The 19,238-nt window shown below is 72.0% G+C and carries 20 protein-coding genes and 1 riboswitch; of the genes, 16 read left to right on the top strand and 4 right to left on the bottom strand.

Features of this window, described 5'->3' with window-relative positions; translation table 11 throughout:
* Window positions 1-53: 53 nt before the first annotated feature.
* Both HN013_RS09175 and HN013_RS09170 read right to left on the bottom strand, forming a co-directional pair.
* Window positions 54-1,949, bottom strand: a complete 1,896-nt coding sequence (locus tag HN013_RS09175; protein ID WP_171165305.1) for an ABC transporter ATP-binding protein — start codon at window positions 1,947-1,949, stop codon at window positions 54-56.
* A 194-nt stretch (window positions 1,950-2,143) separates the two neighbouring features.
* A complete protein-coding gene (locus HN013_RS09170; RefSeq protein ID WP_171164986.1) occupies window positions 2,144-3,877 on the bottom strand; it encodes an ABC transporter ATP-binding protein in 1,734 nt (577 codons plus the stop codon).
* 260 nt (window positions 3,878-4,137) lie between these two features.
* On the opposite strand from HN013_RS09170, the gene HN013_RS09165 reads away from it, so the two are divergent.
* The 6 genes from HN013_RS09165 (at window position 4,138) to HN013_RS09140 (ending at window position 8,634) form a co-directional block, all read left to right on the top strand.
* Entirely contained in the window at window positions 4,138-4,398 is a 261-nt protein-coding gene (locus HN013_RS09165; protein ID WP_171165303.1) for a MoaD/ThiS family protein, read from the top strand.
* Between the two features lie 10 nt (window positions 4,399-4,408).
* Complete coding sequence (locus HN013_RS09160) at window positions 4,409-5,734, top strand: hypothetical protein (protein WP_171164984.1); 1,326 nt, start codon at window positions 4,409-4,411, stop codon at window positions 5,732-5,734.
* A gap of 209 nt (window positions 5,735-5,943) precedes the next feature.
* Window positions 5,944-6,648 (top strand): DUF2993 domain-containing protein, encoded by a 705-nt coding sequence (locus HN013_RS09155; RefSeq protein ID WP_171164982.1) that lies wholly within the window; start codon window positions 5,944-5,946, stop codon window positions 6,646-6,648.
* Window positions 6,649-7,037: 389 nt separating this feature from the next.
* Window positions 7,038-7,880 carry a sulfurtransferase gene (locus tag HN013_RS09150; RefSeq protein WP_171164981.1) on the top strand — a complete coding sequence of 281 codons (843 nt, stop codon included), beginning with the start codon at window positions 7,038-7,040 and terminating at the stop codon, window positions 7,878-7,880.
* Between the two features lie 35 nt (window positions 7,881-7,915).
* A complete protein-coding gene (locus HN013_RS09145; RefSeq protein WP_171164979.1) occupies window positions 7,916-8,203 on the top strand; it encodes a DUF1416 domain-containing protein in 288 nt (95 codons plus the stop codon).
* 179 nt (window positions 8,204-8,382) lie between these two features.
* Window positions 8,383-8,634 carry a DUF3099 domain-containing protein gene (locus HN013_RS09140; protein ID WP_171164977.1) on the top strand — a complete coding sequence of 84 codons (252 nt, stop codon included), beginning with the start codon at window positions 8,383-8,385 and terminating at the stop codon, window positions 8,632-8,634.
* Window positions 8,635-8,754: 120 nt separating this feature from the next.
* Here HN013_RS09140 and HN013_RS09135 read toward each other — a convergent pair whose 3' ends face one another.
* A complete protein-coding gene (locus HN013_RS09135; RefSeq protein WP_004949161.1) occupies window positions 8,755-9,120 on the bottom strand; it encodes a DsrE family protein in 366 nt (121 codons plus the stop codon).
* A 280-nt stretch (window positions 9,121-9,400) separates the two neighbouring features.
* Here HN013_RS09135 and HN013_RS09130 point away from each other — a divergent pair, with 280 nt between their 5' ends.
* From HN013_RS09130 to HN013_RS09105, 6 genes are all read left to right on the top strand, one after another.
* Window positions 9,401-10,006: an FABP family protein gene (locus tag HN013_RS09130; RefSeq protein ID WP_171164975.1), complete on the top strand. Its 606-nt coding sequence runs from the start codon at window positions 9,401-9,403 to the stop codon at window positions 10,004-10,006.
* Window positions 9,995-10,127: riboswitch (cobalamin riboswitch) on the top strand. (Overlaps the previous gene by 12 nt.)
* A gap of 98 nt (window positions 10,128-10,225) precedes the next feature.
* Window positions 10,226-11,305 carry an iron ABC transporter permease gene (locus HN013_RS09125; RefSeq protein WP_171164973.1) on the top strand — a complete coding sequence of 360 codons (1,080 nt, stop codon included), beginning with the start codon at window positions 10,226-10,228 and terminating at the stop codon, window positions 11,303-11,305.
* Window positions 11,305-12,075 (top strand): ABC transporter ATP-binding protein, encoded by a 771-nt coding sequence (locus HN013_RS09120; protein ID WP_171164971.1) that lies wholly within the window; start codon window positions 11,305-11,307, stop codon window positions 12,073-12,075. Before HN013_RS09125 ends, HN013_RS09120 begins: the two co-directional genes overlap by 1 nt.
* Window positions 12,076-12,083: 8 nt before the next feature.
* Entirely contained in the window at window positions 12,084-13,106 is a 1,023-nt protein-coding gene (locus HN013_RS09115) for an ABC transporter substrate-binding protein (protein ID WP_171164969.1), read from the top strand.
* A gap of 19 nt (window positions 13,107-13,125) precedes the next feature.
* Window positions 13,126-13,563, top strand: a complete 438-nt coding sequence (locus HN013_RS09110; RefSeq protein WP_171164967.1) for a transcriptional repressor — start codon at window positions 13,126-13,128, stop codon at window positions 13,561-13,563.
* 9 nt (window positions 13,564-13,572) lie between these two features.
* Complete coding sequence (locus tag HN013_RS09105) at window positions 13,573-14,553, top strand: folate-binding protein YgfZ (protein WP_171164965.1); 981 nt, start codon at window positions 13,573-13,575, stop codon at window positions 14,551-14,553.
* Window positions 14,554-14,776: 223 nt separating this feature from the next.
* Here HN013_RS09105 and dtd read toward each other — a convergent pair whose 3' ends face one another.
* Window positions 14,777-15,202, bottom strand: coding sequence for a D-aminoacyl-tRNA deacylase (dtd, locus tag HN013_RS09100; protein WP_171164963.1), 426 nt, complete (start codon window positions 15,200-15,202; stop codon window positions 14,777-14,779).
* 147 nt (window positions 15,203-15,349) lie between these two features.
* Between dtd and HN013_RS09095 the strand changes: the two genes are divergently transcribed.
* The 4 genes from HN013_RS09095 (at window position 15,350) to HN013_RS09080 (ending at window position 19,144) form a co-directional block, all read left to right on the top strand.
* Window positions 15,350-16,006 carry an AmfC protein gene (locus HN013_RS09095; RefSeq protein ID WP_171164961.1) on the top strand — a complete coding sequence of 219 codons (657 nt, stop codon included), beginning with the start codon at window positions 15,350-15,352 and terminating at the stop codon, window positions 16,004-16,006.
* Between the two features lie 39 nt (window positions 16,007-16,045).
* A complete protein-coding gene (locus HN013_RS09090; protein WP_171164959.1) occupies window positions 16,046-17,041 on the top strand; it encodes an asparaginase in 996 nt (331 codons plus the stop codon).
* A gap of 91 nt (window positions 17,042-17,132) precedes the next feature.
* Window positions 17,133-18,380, top strand: a complete 1,248-nt coding sequence (locus tag HN013_RS09085; RefSeq protein ID WP_171164956.1) for a GNAT family N-acetyltransferase — start codon at window positions 17,133-17,135, stop codon at window positions 18,378-18,380.
* A gap of 170 nt (window positions 18,381-18,550) precedes the next feature.
* Entirely contained in the window at window positions 18,551-19,144 is a 594-nt protein-coding gene (locus HN013_RS09080; protein ID WP_171164954.1) for an NADPH-dependent FMN reductase, read from the top strand.
* Window positions 19,145-19,238: the final 94 nt, after the last annotated feature.

The following is a 19,238-nucleotide window of genomic DNA, read 5'->3' as shown; positions in this document are numbered from 1 at the left end:
TCCGGCGTTTGAGGACTGGGGGTCCCCCTCTGGGGGAGGGCCCGGGGCACCCCCTACGCCCCCTCCACCACCGCCTGCGCGAACTGCGCCTGATACAGCCGCGCATACGCACCCCCCACCGCCAGCAGCGACTCATGATCACCCTGCTCCACGATCCGCCCGGCCTCCATCACAAGGATCACGTCCGCATCCCGGATCGTGGACAGCCGGTGGGCGATCACAAAGCTGGTGCGGCCGGTCCGCAGCTGGGCCATGGCCTGCTGGATGAGGACTTCGGTGCGGGTGTCGACGGAGCTGGTGGCCTCGTCGAGGACGAGGATCTCGGGCTCGGCGAGGAAAGCGCGGGCGATGGTGATGAGTTGCTTCTCGCCGACGCTGACGTTGGCGCCCTCTTCGTCGAGGACGGTGTCGTAGCCGTCGGGCAGGGTGCGGACGAAGCGGTCGACGTGCGTGGCCCTGGCCGCCCGGACGATCTGTTCCTTGGACGCGCCCTGGGCGCCGTAGGCGATGTTCTCGGCGATGGTGCCGCCGAAGAGCCAGGTGTCCTGGAGGACCATGCCGATGTGGGAGCGGAGTTCCTCGCGGGAGAGGGAGGCGACGTCGGTGCCGTCGAGGGTGATGCGGCCGCCGTTCACCTCGTAGAACCGCATGAGCAGGTTGACCATGGTGGTCTTGCCTGCGCCGGTGGGGCCGACGATGGCGACCGTCTGGCCGGGCCGGACGGTGAGGGACAGGTCCTCGATGAGGGGCTTGTCCGGCTCGTAGCGGAAGGAGACCTTGTCGAAGACGACCTCGCCGCGGACCCGGCCGAGCTTCAGCGCGTCGTCGTCCGGCGACTGCTCCTCGGCGTCGAGGAGTTCGAAGACGCGCTCGGCGGAGGCGACGCCGGACTGGACGAGGTTGGCCATGGAGGCGACCTGGGTGAGCGGCTGGCTGAACTGGCGCGAGTACTGCACGAACGCCTGGACGTCACCGATCGACAGCGAACCGCTGGCCACCCGCAGACCGCCGACGACGGCGACGAGCACGTAGTTCAGGTTGCCGACGAACATCATCGCGGGCTGGATGACGCCGGATATGAACTGCGCCTTGAAGCCTGCCCGGTAGAGCTCGTCGTTCTCCTTGCGGAAGGCCGCCGCGGACTCCTCCTGCCGGCCGAAGACCTTCACCAGCGCGTGGCCCGTGTACATCTCCTCGATGTGGGCGTTGAGCCGGCCCGTCGAGGCCCACTGGGCCACGAACTGCGGCTGCGCCCGCTTGCCGACGACGGTGACGATGACCGCCGAGACGGGGACCGTGATCAGCGCGACGACGGCGAGCAGCCAGGAGATCCAGAACATCACCGCGAGCACACCGACCATGGTCAGCGCCGAGGCCATGATCTGGCCCAGCGTCTGCTGGAAGGTCTGGGCGATGTTGTCGATGTCGTTGGTGGCGCGGGAGAGGATCTCGCCGCGCTGCTGCTTGTCGAAGTAGCTCAGCGGCAGCCGGGCCAGCTTCTCCTCGACGTCCCGGCGGAGCCGGAAGACGGTGCGCTGGATGGCCGTCGTGACGATCCGCGACTGGACGAGGCTGAAGAGGGAGGCGCCGACGTAGATCAGCAGCACCCACAGCAGCACCGTGCCGACGGCGCCGAAGTCGATGCCCTGGCCGGGGGTGAAGTCGACGCCGGACAGCACGTCCGCGATGTTGCCGTGGCCGTCGCGGCGCATGGCGTCGAGGGCCTGCTCCCGGGTGGTGCCCGCGGGCATCTGCTGCCCTACGACGCCGGAGAAGATCAGGTCGGTGGCGTGGCCGAGGACCTTCGGTCCCGCCACCGTCAGCGCGACGCTGACCAGGCCGAGCAGCAGCACGGCCCAGAGCATGGCCTTCTCGGGGCCCATGCGCGCGAACAGGCGACGGCAGGAGCCCTTGAAGTCCGCGGACTTCTCGGTGGGCTGGCCGCCCATGTAGCGGGCTATGCCGGTCGCGGGCGCGGGGCCTCTCCGGCCCGGGGCGTCGGCCTTGCCGTCCTTGCCGGCCGTGCCGTCCTCGCCGGTCTGCCTGCCCCCTTCCGTCCCGGGGTGTCCCTCCGGTGCGGGGGACGACGTGGCCGTCGCCGGCTCCTCGGGCTCCGTCGCCCGCTGGGATTTCGCCGGAGTGCTCACGCGGCCTCCTCCTCGGTGAGCTGGGACAGCACGATCTCCCGGTAGGTCTCGTTCGAGGCCATCAGCTCGGTATGGGTTCCGGTGCCGACGACGCGGCCCTCGTCCAGGACGACGATCCGGTCGGCGTCACGGATGGTGGAGACGCGCTGGGCCACGACGAGGACGGTGGCGTCCCCGGTCTCCAGGGAGAGCGCCGCCCGCAGCCGGGCGTCGGTGGCGTAGTCGAGCGCGGAGAAGGAGTCGTCGAACAGATAGATCTCGGGCTTGCGGACCAGGGCGCGGGCGATGGCCAGGCGCTGGCGCTGGCCTCCGGAGACGTTGGAGCCGCCCTGGGCGACCGGGGCCTGGAGCCCCTCCTCCATGGCCTCGACGAACTCCCGGGCCTGCGCGGTCTCCAGCGCCGCCCACAGCTCCTCGTCGGTCGCGTCCGGCCGCCCGTAGCGGAGGTTGGAGGCGATCGTCCCGGAGAAGAGGTAGGGCTTCTGGGGGACCAGCCCCACCGTGCGGGCCACGAGCGCCGGTTCGGCCTCGCGCACGTTCACCCCGCCGATCAGGACCGCGCCCTCGGTGGCGTCGAAGAGCCGCGGGATCAGCCCGAGCAGCGTGGACTTGCCGCTGCCGGTGGAGCCGATGACGGCGGTGACCTCGCCGGGGCGCGCGACCAGGGAGACGTTCCTGAGCACGGGCTCCTCGGCGCCCGGGTAGCGGAACCCGACGTCGCGCAGTTCGAGGTGGCCGTGCCCGCGCAGTTCGGTGACCGGAGCGGCGGGCGGCACCACGCTGGACTCGGTGGTCAGGACCTCCTGGATCCGCTCGGCGCAGACCTCGGCACGCGGCACCATCATGAACATGAAGGTGGCCATCATGATGGCCATCAGTATCTGCATGAGGTAGCTGAGGTACGCGGTGAGGGCGCCGATCTCCATGTCGCCGCCGTCGATGCGGTGTCCGCCGAACCACAGCACGGCGACCGAGGACACGTTCACCACCAGCATCACGGCCGGGAACATGATCGACATCAGTCGGCCGGCCCGCAGTGACACGTCCATCAGCGCGGCGTTGGCCCCGTCGAAGCGCTCGCGTTCATGGGTGTCGCGGACGAAGGCACGAATCACGCGAATACCGGTGATCTGCTCGCGGAGCACGCGGTTCACGGTGTCGATGCGCTCCTGCACATCCCGGAAAATGGGGCGCATCCGCCGGATGATCAGCCCGACGATGACACCGAGCACGGGCACGATGGCCAGCAGCAGACCGGACAGCGGCACGTCCTGCTGGAGGGCCATCACAATGCCGCCGACGCACATGATGGGCGCGGTGACCATCAGCGTGAACGACATCAGGACCAGCATCTGAACCTGCTGGACGTCATTGGTCGTCCGCGTGATCAGGGAGGGCGCGCCGAACTTCCCCACTTCGCGGGAGGAGAAGGCCTGCACCCGGTCGAAGACGGCCGCGCGCAGGTCGCGGCCGATCGCCATGGCGGTCTGCGCGCCGAAGTAGACCGCGCCGAGGGAGCAGACGATCTGGACGAGCGCGACGGCGGCCATCACGCCACCGGTGGTGAGGATGTATCCGGTGTCGCCCTTCACGACCCCCTTGTCGATGATGTCCGCGTTGAGCGAGGGAAGATAGAGCGTCGCGAGGGTCTGTACGAGTTGCAGAAGCACTACCAGCGCCAAGAGGCGGGAGTAGGGCTTCAGTCGAGCTCGGAGTAGGCGTACCAGCACACCAGAAGCCTAAGCGAATACCGTTCGTACGATCCCCTGGTTTTTTCCCCACCCATCCCTGGTCCTTCCCCTGATTCCCCCGCATTCCCCCCTGACTTTCGCCCCGGTTTTTCCGGCCCGGGACCGGGGGCGGCCCGGTACCCGTCATCATGGAGGCGGAAGAAGCGGCGACGACGCAGCGAACAATGGAACCGAAACGTGAAAGCGGGGTGCCCGTGGCGACCACACACACGGCACGACCGGAGCCGCCGGGCGGGACGGTGCCGGCGGGCACGATCCGGTATTGGGCCGCGGCGAAGGCCGCGGCCGGCACGGCCGAGGAGCCCTACGCGGCACCGACGCTCGCCGACGCGCTGACCGCGGCCCGGGAGCGCCACGCGGGGCGCCCGGAGTTCGCGCGGGTCCTCGCGCGCTGCTCCTTCCTCGTGGACGGCGACCCGGTCGGCACCCGCGAGCACACCACGGTCCAGCTGGCCGAGGGCGGCACGGTCGAAGTGCTCCCGCCCTTCGCAGGAGGGTGACACCGGCACGATGAGCGACCAGTACCACGACCCGTACCAGCAGCATCGGCAACCCCGGCAACCCCGGGACCCGTACGACGAGTACGGGCAGCACGGGCACCAGAGCCAGCACGGTCAACCCGGTCAGCACGGTCAGCAGTACGACGGGTACGGGCAGCAGGCCCCCTACGACCCGCAGGCCGGTCACACCGCCACGGGCGGCGGCTCGTACGACTACCCGTACCAGCAGCCACAGCAACAGCAGCCGTACCCCCAGCAGCCGCACCAGCAGCAGGGCGGAACGGCCTGGCCCACGGCCGGTGACCAGCAGGCCTGGGCGCCCGCCGAGGAGCCGTCGACGCAGACGTGGCAGACGCAGAGCTGGGACACGGAGGCCTGGCAGCAGCAGTTGCCGGTGGCGGAGCCGTCCTACGGCTCGGCGGCGCCCGCCTGGTCCGGCGCGCCGGACCGCGCGGCGGACGCCGCTGCCTGGCCGCAGGTCCAGCAGCCGGGCCGGGCCGCGGCGTTCACGGCGGAGCCCGCTCGGCAGGACGCGGCGTACGCGCCGGTGCCCGCCGTGGCGGAGGAGCCGGCGAAGCCGATGACGGCCGCGGAGAAGGCCAAGGCCGAGGGCCGGCCGCAGATCCTGTCGCCGGGCTTCCGGCCCGCCCTGCTGACGGCCGTCCTGGCCGCCCTGGTGGCGCTCGCCGCGCCCGTGGGCCAGGCGGCGCTGGCCGTTCCCGTCGTGCTGCTCCAGGCGGTGACGGCCGCCGGCTGGTTCCGGCTGAACGGGATGTGGCCGGCGCGGCAGGGCATCGCGCTGGCGTTCCTGGGCGGCCTGGTCGCCGACGCCGGTCTGCTGGCCGCCAAGGCCGAACAGGCGCCCACGGTGGTGCTCGGCACGCTCGGCGTCTGGCTGCTGCTGACCGTCATGCTCCAGCTGCGCAGCCATGCCTCGCCGGACGAGCGGCTGTACGGGCTGACGACGGCCGCCGGTTCCGCGGCCCTCGCGGTCCTCGCGGCCGGGCACCTGTCCGCCGACCAGGACGCCGTGGTGGTCGGGGCGCTCGCCGTGGCCGCGACGGTCCTGGCCCGGGCCCTGCCGCTGCCGTCGGCCGCCGCCCCGGTCGTCGCGCTGATCGCGGCGGCGGGCGCGGGCGTGCTCGGCGGGCAGCTGACCCACACCGGCGGCTCCGCGGCCCTGCTGGGCCTGGCGGCCGGCGCCTGCGCGCTCATCGGTCTGCGCGTGGCGAGCTACGACTACCCGTCGCGCTTCGTGCACATGACCGCGGGCGTCGCCCTCCCGCTGGCCCTCGCCGGTCCGGTGGTCTACGTGCTGGGCCGGGCGCTGTTCTGACGCGGACGGGGTTGGGGCGGGGGCAGGGGCGCCCGGTGTGCGACGCACCGTGACCGGGCGCGGCCGTCGGGTCACCGTCGCCCCGCCGGCAGAACCAGGGGCCGTCCGCGGCCGTCCTCATGGTCGTCAGGACCGAACGGTCGTCAGGACCGACTGAGTAGGCTCGCCGGAACGGCAAGGCCCGAACCAACCTGGGGGATCGTCACCCGATGCGCGCCATACGCACCCTGCTGATCGTCGTCGTGGTCCTGGGCGGCCTCTTCGTCGCCGCCGACCGCGGTGCGGTCTGGTACGCGGAGAACGAAGCCGCGGACAAGATACGCAGCAGCCAGAACATGTCCGGCACGCCGGACGTCTCCATCAAGGGCTTCCCGTTCCTGACCCAGGTCGCGGACTCCAAGCTCGACGAGGTCGAGGTCTCGCTCGACGGCGGGGTGACCGCCGGCGCGGGCGACAAGTCGATCCGGGTCAGCGACTTCGACGCCACCCTGCACGGCGTCCGCGTCGACAGCAGCTTCTCCTCCGCCGTCGCCGACCGGGCGACCGGCACCGCCCACATCTCCTACGAGGACCTGGGCCGTATCGCCGGACCGGGCATCACTGTCGGCTACGGCGGCAAGGACGCGTCCGGGACCAGCCGGGTCAAGGTCACCGGCAGTGTTCCGCTGCCGATGGGTGTGGTGAAGCGGAGTGTTGTCTCCACGGTGAGTGTGGTGGGGGGGACGCGGGTGCGGGTGCATGCGGAGAAGGTGCCGGATGATCTGCCGGGGCTGGAGAAGTTGATTCGCAAGAAGACGGATTTCGAGCGGGAGATCACGGGGCTGCCGCGGGGGATCAAGCTGGAGAAGGTTGTGACGGATGAGAAGGGTGTGGAGATCACGCTTGGGGGGACGGACGTGCGGCTCGCTGGGTAGGGGGTTCGCCCCGGTCCCGCCCTTTCACCGTTTCTTGCGGGGGCAAGCCCCCGCACCCCCCAAACCACGCTCCGCGCGGTTGTCCTCAAACGCCGGACGGGCTGAAGCTGTCCACCACCCGAGACAAACCGTCTCACATACCGACACACCGGTGACACCCCTCCCCCGCCCTCCCTACGATCGCCCCATGAGGCGACAGGCGGATCTCACCAAGCGGCGGGCAGTCGACCTGTGCCGTGTGGCCGCCATGCTGTGTCGCCGTGCCTGATGGGGTGCCCCGCACCCCTTCGTTCGGCCGGCCGCTCCGGCCCCCTCCCCGCATCACCGCCGTGTGCCGGCGCCCCGCGCGCACCCGGCGTACCTCAGCAACTGCCCCGGAGGAGAACAGCATGAGCCGCAGTGACGTCCTGGTGGACGCCGACTGGGTCCAGGCCCGCATCGACGCAGGTGACCCCAAGACCGTCATCGTCGAGGTCGACGAGGACACCTCGGCCTACGACAAGAACCACATCAAGTCCGCCATCCGGATCGACTGGCGGACGGACCTCCAGGACCCGGTGCGCCGGGACTTCGTGGACCAGGCAGGCTTCGAGGAGCTGCTGTCCGGGAAGGGCATCGCGAACGACGACACGGTCGTTCTGTACGGCGGGAACAACAACTGGTTCGCCGCGTACGCGTACTGGTACTTCAAGCTGTACGGCCACGAGGACGTCCGGCTCCTCGACGGCGGCCGCAAGAAGTGGGAGCTGGACTCGCGCGACCTGGTGGCCGAGGTGCCGCAGCGGCCGCGGACCGAGTACCGGGCCACGGCGCAGGACACCTCGATCCGCGCGTTCCGGGACGACGCGGTGGCCGCGATCGGGACGCTGAACCTGGTCGACGTCCGGTCGCCCGACGAGTTCAGCGGCAAGCTGCTCGCCCCGGCCCACCTCCCGCAGGAGCAGTCGCAGCGGCCGGGCCACATCCCGACGGCGCGCAACGTCCCCTGGTCCAGGGCGGCCAACGACGACGGCACGTTCAAGTCGGACGAGGAGCTCAGGGCCGTCTACGAGGGCGCAGGGCTGGACCTGTCGAAGGACACCGTCGCGTACTGCCGGATCGGCGAGCGGTCGGCGCACACGTGGTTCGTCCTGCACGAGCTGCTCGGGCAGCCGAACGTCCGCAACTACGACGGCTCGTGGACCGAGTACGGCTCGCTCGTCGGCGTGCCGATCGAGCTCGGCGCGAACTGACGCCCGCCACTGACGCCCACGGAAAGGAACGCACCATGTGTGGAGCAAAGGCAGGCGGCCCGGACGCCTCGACCGCCAAGCCCGGTGAGACCACCATCCAGGGTTCCGTGACCCGCGACGGGGTCCCCGTCACCGGTTACGTGCGCCTGCTGGACAGCACCGGCGAGTTCACGGCGGAGGTCCCCACCTCCGCGACCGGGCAGTTCCGCTTCTACGCGGCGGAGGGGACCTGGACGGTCCGCGCGCTCGTCACGGGCGCGACCGCCGACCGCACGGTCGTCGCCCAGGAGGGCGGGCTGGCCGAGGTCGCCATCGCCGTCTGACGGTCAGGTCACAACGAACGGCCGGAGGGCCGCACCCCCGGGGTCTGGACGCCTGGTGGCGGGGTGCGGCCCTCCGTGCCGTCCGCCGTCGCCGCCCGTCGTCCGTCCATCGGCGGAACCGCCGGGACGTCCGCCCGCGGGGTCTCGCCCGGGGCGGGACCCCGCCGTACCGTTGAACCATGTACGCACGGCGACGGCACCTGTACTTCGCCATGATGGGGACGTGCATCGGCATGTTCGTCCTGGCCTGGGCCGTCGTGCGGCTGTGGTCCGTGCCCGCGGCCATCGGCATGTGCCTGTTCGCGATGGTCATCCCCCCGGTGGCGGCCGTCGTGGCCAACCGCCGGGGCCCCGACGACCGCTGGTGGGACGAGGAGACGGGCGACCCCGAGTCCGACCGCTGGTGGAACGAACTGGACGACCGGCGCTGACGGCTCCCCGACGCCCCGGCCCCCGGCCACCCGGTCACCCGGTCACCCGGTCACCCGGTCACCCGGTCACCCGGCCACCCGGCCACCCGGCCACCCGGCCACCCGGCCAAGATCACCCGGTCAGTAGACGAGCGCCTGCACCCCGTCGGCCATGGCCTCGCCGACGAACACCTGGGCGCCGGCGATGCGCGCGCCCTCGATCAGGTCCTTCTCCTCGATGTCCCGCCGCGCCGCGCACTGGGTGCAGACGGTGATCATCCCGCCGCCGGCCCGGATGCCGTCGATCAGCTCGGGCAGCGGTGCCGCGTGCGGCAGCTCGAACTCCGCCGCGCGGCCCGGGAGCGCGAACCACGACGACTCCCCCGTCAGCCACAGCGAGACCTCGACGCCGCTCGCGACGGCGACGGCCGCCACCGTGAACGCCTGCGAGCACCGCTCGGGCGCGTCCGCGCCCGCCGTCACCTTGATCACGAGCTTCTTCCGCATGGGATCACTCTAGGCCGGGCGACGGGCCGGGCGCCCGGCCCGGAGGGCCGTACCACCTCACACCGCCGATCCGCACGGGGCCGACTAGACTCGGCCGCGGTCCGTACACACCCTCACTCCGACCGAGGAGCGCGCTCGTGCTTGAGGCAGTCTTCACCACCCTGCTGATCCTGGTCGCCGTCGGCGTTCTCGCTTTCGCCGGGCTGACCTGGAAGAAGCTGTACCAGGGCCAGCGCTGACCCCTCCTTGTCCGCCCCTACAGATCGTCTGAGCTGATCCCATGATCGAGATTCCCTCCGACCTCCACCGGGACCTCGTGCCCCTCGTCTTCCTCCTCGGCAAGTGGGAGGGGGCGGGTGTCGCCGACTTCCCCGGTTCCGAGAAGTGCAACTTCGGGCAGGAAGTCACCTTCACGCACGACGGCCGGGACTTCCTGGAGTACGTCTCGCACAGCTGGGTGCTCGACGCCGAGGGCAACAAGGTCCGCCCGCTGGAGACCGAGAGCGGCTACTGGCGGATCGACAAGGACCGCAAGATCGAGGTCGTCATGATCCGCGACCAGGGCGTCGTCGAGGTCTGGTACGGCGAGCTCGCCGACAAGAAGCCGCAGATCGACATCGTCACGGACGCGGTCGCGCGGACCGCCGCGTCCGGCCCGTACTCCGGCGGCAAGCGCCTCTACGGGTACGTCAAGGGCGACCTGATGTGGGTCGGCGAGAAGGCCACCCCCGAGGTGCCGCTGCGGCCGTACATGTCGGCGCAGCTGAAGAAGACCGCCGACGTGGCGGGCCTGGAGGAGTGGGCCCGGAACCTGCCGGACGACCTCCCGGACGGCGTCTCGTTCTTCCGCCCGGACGGCACCCCGTACAACCCCGAGCAGCCGTAACCCGGCCGCTCACCCAGCGCCCCGCGGGGGAAGTCCGGTCACATCCCGGCGCTGACCCGCAACGGTAAAGCAGAACACCGTTCTGCGAGCCCGATCGCCCGCGGCGGTGTCAGCTCCTGACAACTCGCCGTGGTCTGCGAGGGGAGGCCCCCCGCGGTCGCGGCGGGGCTCCTGCGGGCACATCCGCCCGGGCCCACGGCCCGACGCGAGGCGTACCCCTTGGCGATCACCGCTCAGGCTCCACCCGGCACGACCGCACCGTCGCGGCGGCTCCCGCTGCCACCCCTGCTCGCCGGGCTGGGCGTCGCCCTGCTCGGCTCCCTCCTCTGCTGCGTCGCCCTCGGCTCCTCCGGCATCGGCTGGGGCGACGCGCTCCGCTACCTGGCGGCGGGGCTGACGGGCGGCGGGATCGACCGGGACGAGATCGCGGCCTACACCATCGTCTGGGAGCTGCGCTTCCCGCGCGCCCTGCTGGCGGCCGTGGTCGGCGCCGGGCTGTCCGCCGTCGGCGTGGCCACCCAGGCGCTGGTCCGCAACGCCCTCGCCGACCCGTTCGTACTCGGCATCTCCTCCGGCGCGGCCGTCGGCGCCAACGCGGTGCTGCTCTTCGGCGTGCTCGGCTCGCTCGGCGTCTGGGCGCTGTCCAGCGCCGCGTTCGTCTCGGCGCTGGCCTCGATGGCCCTGGTCTACGCGGCGGCCCGCACCGCGAACGGATTGACGCCGCTGCGGCTCGTCCTCGTCGGCACGGCCATGTACTACGGCTTCTCCGCGATCACCACGCTGATGGTCTTCAGCGCGGACCGCGGCGACGCCGCCCGCTCGGCGATGATGTGGCTGCTGGGCAGCCTGGGCGGCGCCAGCTGGCAGTCCGTGCCGCTCGCCGCGGGCGCCGTGCTGTGCGGGCTCGGCTATCTGCTGTGGTCGGCGCGCGGGCTGAACGTCCTGGCCATGGGCGACGAGACGTCGTCCGCGCTCGGCGTCGACCCCGAGCGGCGGCGCCGGGTGCTGTTCGTCGTCGTGGCGGCCGTCACGGGGGCCGTCGTGGCCGTCAGCGGCGCCATCGGCTTCGTCGGGCTGATGGTCCCGCACGCCACCCGGATGCTGGTCGGCGCCGACCACCGCCGGGTGCTGGCCGTCGCGCCGCTGCTGGGCGCGGTGCTGCTGGTGTGGGTGGACGTCGTCTCGCGGCTGCTGCTGGCCCCCGTCGAACTGCCGGTCGGGGTGATCACGGCGCTGATCGGCGTGCCGTGTTTCGTGCTGCTGATGCGCCGCCGCGGCTACAGCTTCGGAGGTGCCTGATGAGGGTGGACATCGAGGACCTGTCGGTCGAGGTCCCGGGCGCCCGGCTCGTCCGGGACGTGGAACTGCGGGCCGGCAGCGGGGAGTTCGTCGGGATCGTCGGTCCCAACGGCAGCGGGAAGTCCAGCCTGCTGCGGTGCGTCTACCGGGCGCTGCGGCCGACCCACGGCCGGGTGCTGCTCGACGGCGACGACCTGCACGGCCTGAGCGCCCGCGAAGGGGCGAGGCGGCTGGCGGCGCTGCCGCAGGAGTCGGGCAGCGAGTTCGACTTCACGGTCGGCGAGGTCGTCGCGATGGGCCGGCTGCCGCACCAGCGGGCGGCCGGGCGGACGAGCCGCGAGGACACGGAGGTCTGCACGGCGGCCCTGGAGCGGGTCGGCGCCGGGCACCTCGCCGAGCGGGGCTTCCTGACCCTCTCCGGCGGTGAGAAGCAGCGGGTGCTGATAGCCCGCGCCCTGGCCCAGCGGCCGAAGATCCTCGTCCTGGACGAGCCGACCAACCATCTGGACATCAGCCAGCAACTCGAAGTCCTGGCGCTGGTACGGGAGTCCGGGCTCACCGTGCTGGCCGCGCTGCACGACCTCAACCTCGCCGCGACCCACTGCGACGTGCTGTACGTCCTCGCGGGCGGCCGGATCGTCGCCTCCGGGCCGCCCGACGAGGTGCTGACGCCCGGCCTCCTCGCCGACGTCTTCGGCGTCCGGGCGCACCGGGTGCCGCACCCCGAGTCCGGCCTACCGCAACTGCTCTTCGACCGCCTGCCCCGATGAGGACTCCCATGACCTCCCGCATCACCCGTACCGCCGTCGCCCTGCTCACCGCCGTCGCCCTCGCGGGCTGCGGCGCGAAGGTGAGCGACGACAAGCCCGCCGAGGCGTCCAAGGCCTCCGGCGGCCACTACCCCGTCACGATCGAGAACTGCGGGGTGAAGACCACGTACGACAAGGCCCCGCAGCGCGTGGTCACCAACGACGTGGGCATCGCCGAGATCATGTTCGCCCTGGGGCTGGAGAAGCACATGGCGGGCTATGTGGCGCCCGACTACAAGGGGAGCCGCGACGACGTGCCCTGGAAGGGCGGCTACGACAAGGTCAAGTGGCTGTCGAAGAAGCAGATCAACAAGGAGATGGTCCTCGACGCCAAGGCCGACCTCGTCTTCGCGGGCTGGAACTACGGCTTCGGCGAGGGCGACGGCTTCACGCCCGCCGGGCTGAAGAAGCTGGGCATCGGCTCGTACGTGCTCACCGAGTCCTGCCGCAGCGGCAGCGGCAAGCAGCGGGGCGTGATGCCGCCGCTGGAGGCGCTGTACACCGACCTCACCACCCTCGGGAAGATCTTCGACGTCGAGGACCGGGCGGCGAAGCTCGTCGCGGACTTCAAGAAGCAGGTCGCCGACGCGCAGGCCGGCATCCCCGCCGGCGGCAAGCGCCCCAAGGTGTTCCTCTACGACGACGGCCGCGACAAGCCGGTGACCTCGGGCGCCTACGCCGGGCCGCACGACATCATCACCAAGGCCGGCGGCGACCATGTGATGGCCGACCTGAAGGACACCTGGACCACGGTCGGCTGGGAGACCGTCGTGGACCGGCAGCCCGACGTCATCGTGATCAACAACTACGGTGACGTCACCGCGGAGGAGAAGAAGAAGTTCCTGCTCTCCTACCCGCCGCTCGCCGACGTGCCCGCGATCAAGAACAAGCGCGTCTTCGTCCTCGACTACGTGGACCTCGTCGAGAGCCCGCGCAACCCGGCGGCGATCGCGGCACTCGCCGGTTACCTGAAGGGCGTACGGGAGGGCTGACGCTGCCTAGACTGGAAGCGTGGTGGACACCGACTGGCAGAGCGATCTCCGCAGGCGCGGCTACCGGCTGACCCCGCAGCGCCAGCTGGTGCTGGAGGCGGTGGACCGGCTGGAGCACGCGACGCCGGACGACATCCTCACCGAGGTCCGCAGGACCGCGGGCGGGATCAACATCTCCACCGTCTACCGGACGCTGGAGCTGCTGGAGGAGCTGGGCCTGGTCAGCCACGCCCATCTCGGCCACGGCGCTCCCACGTACCACCTCGCGGACCGGCACCACCACATACACCTCGTCTGCCGGGACTGCACCGGAGTGATCGAGGCGGACCTCTCCGTGGCCGCGGAGTTCACCGCGCGGCTGCGTGAGGAGTTCGCCTTCGACACCGACATGAAGCACTTCGCGATCTTCGGCCGGTGCGGCTCCTGCGCCTCCGGGAAGGCTCCGGACGAGTCGTAGGCTGGGCGCATGCTGCGTCGATCGAAGAGCCCTCTGTTGTCGCTGCCCGGCGCCGTGCCCGCCGAGGGCCCGGACGAGGGCGTCGCCGCCCACTACGGCGACCCGTTCCGTGAGCAGCGCGCGCTCGCCGACGGGTCCGGCTTCGTCGACCTCTCGCACCGCGGGGTGGTCGCCGTCTCCGGTCCCGACCGGCTGAGCTGGCTGCACCTGCTCCTCACCCAGCACGTCAGTGACCTGCCGCCCGGCCGGGCCACCGAGGCGCTGATCCTCACCGCCAACGGCCACATCGAGCACGCCCTCTCCCTCGTCGACGACGGGGAGACCGTCTGGGCCCACGTCGAGCCCGGCACCCAGGAGGCGCTCATCGCCTACCTGGAGAGCATGAAGTTCTTCTACCGGGTCGAGGTCGCCGACCGCACCGACGACCTCGCCGTCGTCCATCTGCCCGCCGGCTCGATCGCCGGCGTCCCCGACGGTGTCGTCGTCCGCGAGACCCCCCACGGCCGTGACCTCTTCCTCCCCCGTGAGCACCTCGACTCCTTCGCCGCCGACCACGGCCCCGCCGCCGGCGTCCTCGCCCTCGAAGCCCTCCGCGTCGAGGCCCACCGCCCCCGGCTCGGCCTCGAGACCGACCACCGGACGATCCCCCACGAGCTCGGCCTCATCGGCTCCGCCGTCCATCTGCAGAAGGGGTGCTATCGGGGGCAGGAGACCGTCGCTCGCGTCCAGAATCTTGGGAAGCCGCCGCGGCGGCTCGTTTTCCTGCACCTCGACGGCAGTGAGGTGCATCTGCCCGGGCACGGCTCCGCCGTCCGGCTGGCCGCGGATGGAGCGGAGGGGCGGCAGCTCGGGTTTGTCACTACGGCGGTGCGCCACCATGAGCTCGGGCCGATCGCTTTGGCGCTCGTGAAGCGGAATGTTCCGGTGGATGCGGCGTTGGTTGTGGGTGAGGGGACGGCTGCGGCGCAGGAGGTTGTGGTCGAGCCGTAGGGGGGTGCCCCGGTCCCGCCCTTTCACCGTTTCCCGGGGCTCTGCCCCGGCCCCCGGCATCGCGGCTTCGCCGCGAGGTCCTCAAACGCCGGACGGGCTGGATTTCGCGCCCGGGCGCACACTTCAGCCCGTCCGGCGTTTGAGGACGCGCGCCGCAGGCGCGCTCACCCGGGGGCGCGGGGTCTTCCCCGCAGAAACGGTGAAAGGGAGGGACCGGGGCCCCTCACACCTCCAGCAGCACCGTGAACGGCCCGTCGTTCGTCAACGACACCTTCATATCCGCCCCGAACACCCCTGTCTCAACCCGAGCCCCCAGCTCACGCAGCCGTGCGACGACCTCGTCAACCAAAGGCTCGGCCACGCGGCCCGGAGCAGCCGCGTTCCAAGTGGGACGCCGCCCCTTCCGCGCATCACCGTAAAGCGTGAACTGCGAGATCACGAGCAACGGCGCCCCCACGTCGGAACACGACTTCTCATCCCCCAGCACCCGCAAGGACCACAGCTTGCGCGCCAGCTGAGCCGCCTTCGCGGGAGTGTCGTCATGGGTCACCCCGACCAGCACGCACAGCCCTTCGCCGACGATCTCGCCGACGGTCCGGCCGTCGACGAGGACGCTCGCCCCGTTCACCCTCTGCACCACAGCTCGCATGGCGTCCATGATGCACGGCGCCCGTTCAGGGCCGTTCGGGTGGAGACGGCCTGCGGCCGGGCGGGGCACAGTGGCACGATGCGTGCAGGCGGTGCGATATGCGGGCACAGCGTTCCGTACGCACCCGGCGCGAGGGGACGGAGCCGCATGACCACACCGACCGGGAACCACCTCAAGGGGCTTGAGACGCTCAGGACACCCACCACGCTAGAGACGCTCAAGGCGAAGGCATCGGAGGCCGGGGACGCCGTGGAAGGTCTGCACGCGAGGCCGCCGAGCCAGCGGTCCGGGCGGCTGGCGGACGTACCGGTGCGGCAGCTCGGGGAGCTGCGCCTGGCGGAGCTGCGGGCGGTGCGCAAGGAGGCCCGGCAGGAGGAGGCGGACCTCAGCTATGTGCGGCGGCTGCTCCAGGGCCGCATCGACATCCTGCGGGCCGCGCTGGAGGGGCGGGCGGCGCCGGACACCCCGGCGGCGGACCGGCGGCTGCTGGTGGAGCGGCTGTCGGAGATCCTGACGGACGACCCGTCGGCCCACCGCTCGTCCGCCCGCCATGTGACGCTGGGGACGCCGCACGCGGAGGAGTACCGGCGGCTGGCCGAGGACATGCTCGGCGAGGTGGGGCTCTCCGACCTGACGGCCCGCACGGACGCCGAGCTGCGGGCGGGCCTGGGCCGGCTGGCGGCGTACGAGCGGCACGTCTCGGAGCGGCGCCGGCAGCTCCAGCGGACGGCGGACGATTGCGGTGCGGAGATCGCGCGAAGGTACCGTGAAGGAGAAGCGCAAGTAGACGACCTGCTCCCGTGACATTCCGGGGGCGGTCCCCGCCCCCGGAAGGCCCGGCCCATGACCACCTCGACCCCTTCCCCGCCCGCGATATCCCGGGTGGACGACGACGCCGCGATACGCCCGGTCCTCGCCGAGGTCGTCCGGTCCGGTTTCGTCGAGGGCCACCACCGCGGCTCGCTGGTGGTGCTGGCGGCGGACGGCAGCGTGGAGCTGGCGTTCGGCGACCCCGCGGCGCCCGTCTTCCCGCGGTCCGCCAACAAGCCGATGCAGGCGGTGGCCGTCCTCCGGGCCGGCCTCGACCTGTCGGGCGAGCGGCTGGCCCTCGCGGCGGCCAGCCACTCCGGCGAGGACTTCCACCTGGACCTGGTCCGCACGATGCTCGACGAGTTCGGGCTGGCGGAGGGCGACCTGCGGACCCCGCCGGACCTCCCGCTCGACCCCGTCGAGGCGGAGGAGTACCTGGCCTCGGGCCGGGTCCGGGACCGCGTCACCATGAACTGCTCCGGCAAGCACGCCGCCATGATCGCCGCCTCCGCCGCCAACGGCTGGCCGGTCGACTCGTACCTGGACCCGGCCCACCCCCTCCAGCAGCTCGTCCTGGGCGCCGTGGAGGAGGCGAGCGGCGAGCGCGTCGCGCACATCGGCACGGACGGCTGCGGGGCCCCGCTGATGTCCCTCTCCCTCGTGGGCCTCGCCCGCGCCTTCCGCCACTTCGTACTGGCCGCGCCGGGCACCCCGGAGCGCCGGGTCGCGGACGCGATGCGTGCCCACCCGGAGTACGTGGCCGGCACCCGCCGTCCCGACACCTGGCTGATGCGCGAGCTGCCGGGCGCGCTCTCCAAGATGGGCGCCGAGGCGGTCCAGGCGGTCGCCCTGCCCGACGGCCGCGCCCTGGCCTTCAAGATCGACGACGGGGCGCTGCGGGCCCTCGGCCCGGTCCTGGCCCGGGCCCTGGAGCTGATGGGCGTCGACGCGCCCGTCCTCGACCGCATCCGCGACGTGCCGCTCTTCGGCGGCGGGGAACGCGTCGGGGAGATCCGCGCGGCGTTCTGAGCCGGGCCGGGCGGGCGGCTCCTCGGGGCCGCCGCTGTCCCCGCGATAAATGGCGCGCGTCCGGGGCGATCATGCGCCTAGCGTGCGGCGCATGCCTCTCGACATACGCACGATCGACCGCGACGACCTCACCGACTGGATCACCGCCCTCCACGTCGGCTTCCTCTCCGCTCCCGAGGCTTCCAAGGAAGAGGTGGAGATACGCGGAGCGGGCATGGACCTCGCGCGGACGCAGGGCGCCTTCGACGCGGGGCGCTGCGTCGGCACGTTCCGCAGCCATCCGCAGGAGCTCACGGCGGTCGGCGGTACCGCGGTCCCGGTGAACGCGGTCACCAATGTGACGGTCTCCCCCACGCACCGCAGGCGCGGGGTGCTCAGCCGGATGATGGCCCGGGACCTGAGAGCCGCCAAGGAGCGCGGGGACGCCGCCGCGACCCTGATCGCCGCGGAGTACCCGATCTACGGGCGGTACGGCTTCGGCCCGGCCGCCTCCGTCGCCTCCTGGGAGGTGGACGTCGCCCGCAGCGGCCTCGACCGGCGGTACGCGGGCCCGGCGTGCGGCGGGCGGGTGGACTTCGCGGACGGCGCGACCGTCCGCGAGCTGGGTCCCGGGCTGCACGAACGGCTGCGGGCGGGGCGCCACGGCGTCGTCGACCGCACCGAGCGCTGGTGGCGGTTCGCCACCGGGGACCTCTCCTGGCCGACCCTCGCGGCCGACTGGACGGAGCCCTACCACGTCCTCTACCGCGCGCCGGACGGCCGGGTGGACGGCCTGCTCACCTACACCGTCGAGCACAAGTGGGCCGCCCACCAGCCGCACGACAAGGCGATCGTGCGCGACCTCGTCGCGGTCTCCCCGGCCGCCGAGCGCGCCCTGTGGCATTTCCTGCTCTCCGTCGACTGGATCACCAGGGCCGACACCGGCAACCGCGCCCCCGACGACCTCCTGCCGCTGCTGCTGCCCGACCCGCGCGCCGCGCGCGTCACCGGCCAGGCGGACTTCCTGTGGCTGCGCCCGCTGGATGTGCCGGCGCTGCTGGAGGCCCGTACGTACGCCGCTCCCGGCACCCTCGTCGTCGAGGTCGCCGACCCGGACGGGTACGCGGCCGGCCGGTACCTGCTCGACGCCGGCCCCGACGGTGCCACGTGCACGCCCACCACGCGGGACGCCGATCTCGCCCTGGGGGCGGGCGAGTTGGGCCGCCTCTGGCTCGGCGACGAGTCGGCCGTGCGGCTCGTGGCGCTGGGTTCGGTCACCGAGGAGCGGCCCGGCGCGGCCGCCCGGGCCGACCTCATGCTGCGGACTTCCCAACGGCCCTGGTGCCCGGACGTGTTCTGAGGGAAGGTGGGCGGGCGCACCGTGTTACTGAAGGTGCTCCTGTTTCAGTTGACCTCTACTGAGGTTGAGGTATCAAGCTTTTCCGTGTCACCCGCCGCGCCGGCGCGGCCGTGGAAACCCCACCGTGGACACCCCACGGGGAAACCCCTACGGAGAACAGAGGAACCGCCATGTCGCACGCCCCGTACCGCCTCGCCGTCATCGTCGCCTCGACCCGTGACGGACGTTTCGGCCCGACCGTCGCCGGCTGGCTCGGCACCCACCTCGCCCAGCGCGACGACATCGAGGTGGACGTCGTCGACCTCGCCGAGCACCCGCTCCCGGCCCAGCTCAGCCCCGAGCCGGGCCCGGAGGACGCGGCGCTGCTCGCCGCCGTGTCCCCGAAGCTGGAGCGGGCCGACGCGTTCATCATCGTCACGCCCGAGTACAACCACAGCTACCCGGCCTCGCTCAAGGCGCTCATCGACTGGCACGCGACGCCGTGGCGGGCCAAGCCGATCGCCTTCGTCTCCTACGGCGGGCTCTCCGGCGGCCTGCGCGCGATAGAGCACCTGCGCCCGGTCCTCGCGGAGCTGCACGCCGTCACCATCCGCGAGACGATCAGCTTCCACAACCCGTGGGGCGCGTTCGACGCCAACGGCCGGCACCTGGACGAGGAGGCGGGCAACCAGGCGGCCGGGGCGGCCAAGGTGCTGCTCGACCAGCTCACCTGGTGGGCCGTCTCGCTGCGCGAGGCCCGGGCGGCCCGGCCCTACGCCGGCTGACCGGTGCGGGGGCGGTGCGGCACGATGGGCGGATGACCAAGCAGATCCCGTACCACTGCCGCATGCTGCCCCCGGACGCGGCGGCGGACACGGC

The sequence above is a fragment of the Streptomyces sp. I05A-00742 genome, assembly GCF_013055795.1.
Taxonomy (GTDB): Bacteria; Actinomycetota; Actinomycetes; order Streptomycetales; family Streptomycetaceae; genus Streptomyces.
Note: the sequence above shows the minus strand (reverse complement) of the source record. Positions and strands in the feature narration are given on the sequence as shown.

Excerpts from the sequence above, each read along its gene's own strand:
- HN013_RS09175 (WP_171165305.1), bottom strand. The coding sequence starts at position 1,949 with ATGGGCGGCCAGCCCACCGAGAAGTCCGCGGACTTCAAGGGCTCCTGC.
- HN013_RS09160 (WP_171164984.1), top strand. The coding sequence starts at position 4,409 with ATGAGCGACCAGTACCACGACCCGTACCAGCAGCATCGGCAACCCCGG.
- HN013_RS09155 (WP_171164982.1), top strand. The coding sequence starts at position 5,944 with ATGCGCGCCATACGCACCCTGCTGATCGTCGTCGTGGTCCTGGGCGGC.
- HN013_RS09150 (WP_171164981.1), top strand. The coding sequence starts at position 7,038 with ATGAGCCGCAGTGACGTCCTGGTGGACGCCGACTGGGTCCAGGCCCGC.
- HN013_RS09145 (WP_171164979.1), top strand. The coding sequence starts at position 7,916 with ATGTGTGGAGCAAAGGCAGGCGGCCCGGACGCCTCGACCGCCAAGCCC.
- HN013_RS09140 (WP_171164977.1), top strand. The coding sequence starts at position 8,383 with ATGTACGCACGGCGACGGCACCTGTACTTCGCCATGATGGGGACGTGC.
- HN013_RS09135 (WP_004949161.1), bottom strand. The coding sequence starts at position 9,120 with ATGCGGAAGAAGCTCGTGATCAAGGTGACGGCGGGCGCGGACGCGCCC.
- HN013_RS09130 (WP_171164975.1), top strand. The coding sequence starts at position 9,401 with ATGATCGAGATTCCCTCCGACCTCCACCGGGACCTCGTGCCCCTCGTC.
- HN013_RS09120 (WP_171164971.1), top strand. The coding sequence starts at position 11,305 with ATGAGGGTGGACATCGAGGACCTGTCGGTCGAGGTCCCGGGCGCCCGG.
- HN013_RS09115 (WP_171164969.1), top strand. The coding sequence starts at position 12,084 with ATGACCTCCCGCATCACCCGTACCGCCGTCGCCCTGCTCACCGCCGTC.
- HN013_RS09105 (WP_171164965.1), top strand. The coding sequence starts at position 13,573 with ATGCTGCGTCGATCGAAGAGCCCTCTGTTGTCGCTGCCCGGCGCCGTG.
- dtd (WP_171164963.1), bottom strand. The coding sequence starts at position 15,202 with ATGCGAGCTGTGGTGCAGAGGGTGAACGGGGCGAGCGTCCTCGTCGAC.
- HN013_RS09095 (WP_171164961.1), top strand. The coding sequence starts at position 15,350 with ATGACCACACCGACCGGGAACCACCTCAAGGGGCTTGAGACGCTCAGG.
- HN013_RS09090 (WP_171164959.1), top strand. The coding sequence starts at position 16,046 with ATGACCACCTCGACCCCTTCCCCGCCCGCGATATCCCGGGTGGACGAC.
- HN013_RS09085 (WP_171164956.1), top strand. The coding sequence starts at position 17,133 with ATGCCTCTCGACATACGCACGATCGACCGCGACGACCTCACCGACTGG.
- HN013_RS09080 (WP_171164954.1), top strand. The coding sequence starts at position 18,551 with ATGTCGCACGCCCCGTACCGCCTCGCCGTCATCGTCGCCTCGACCCGT.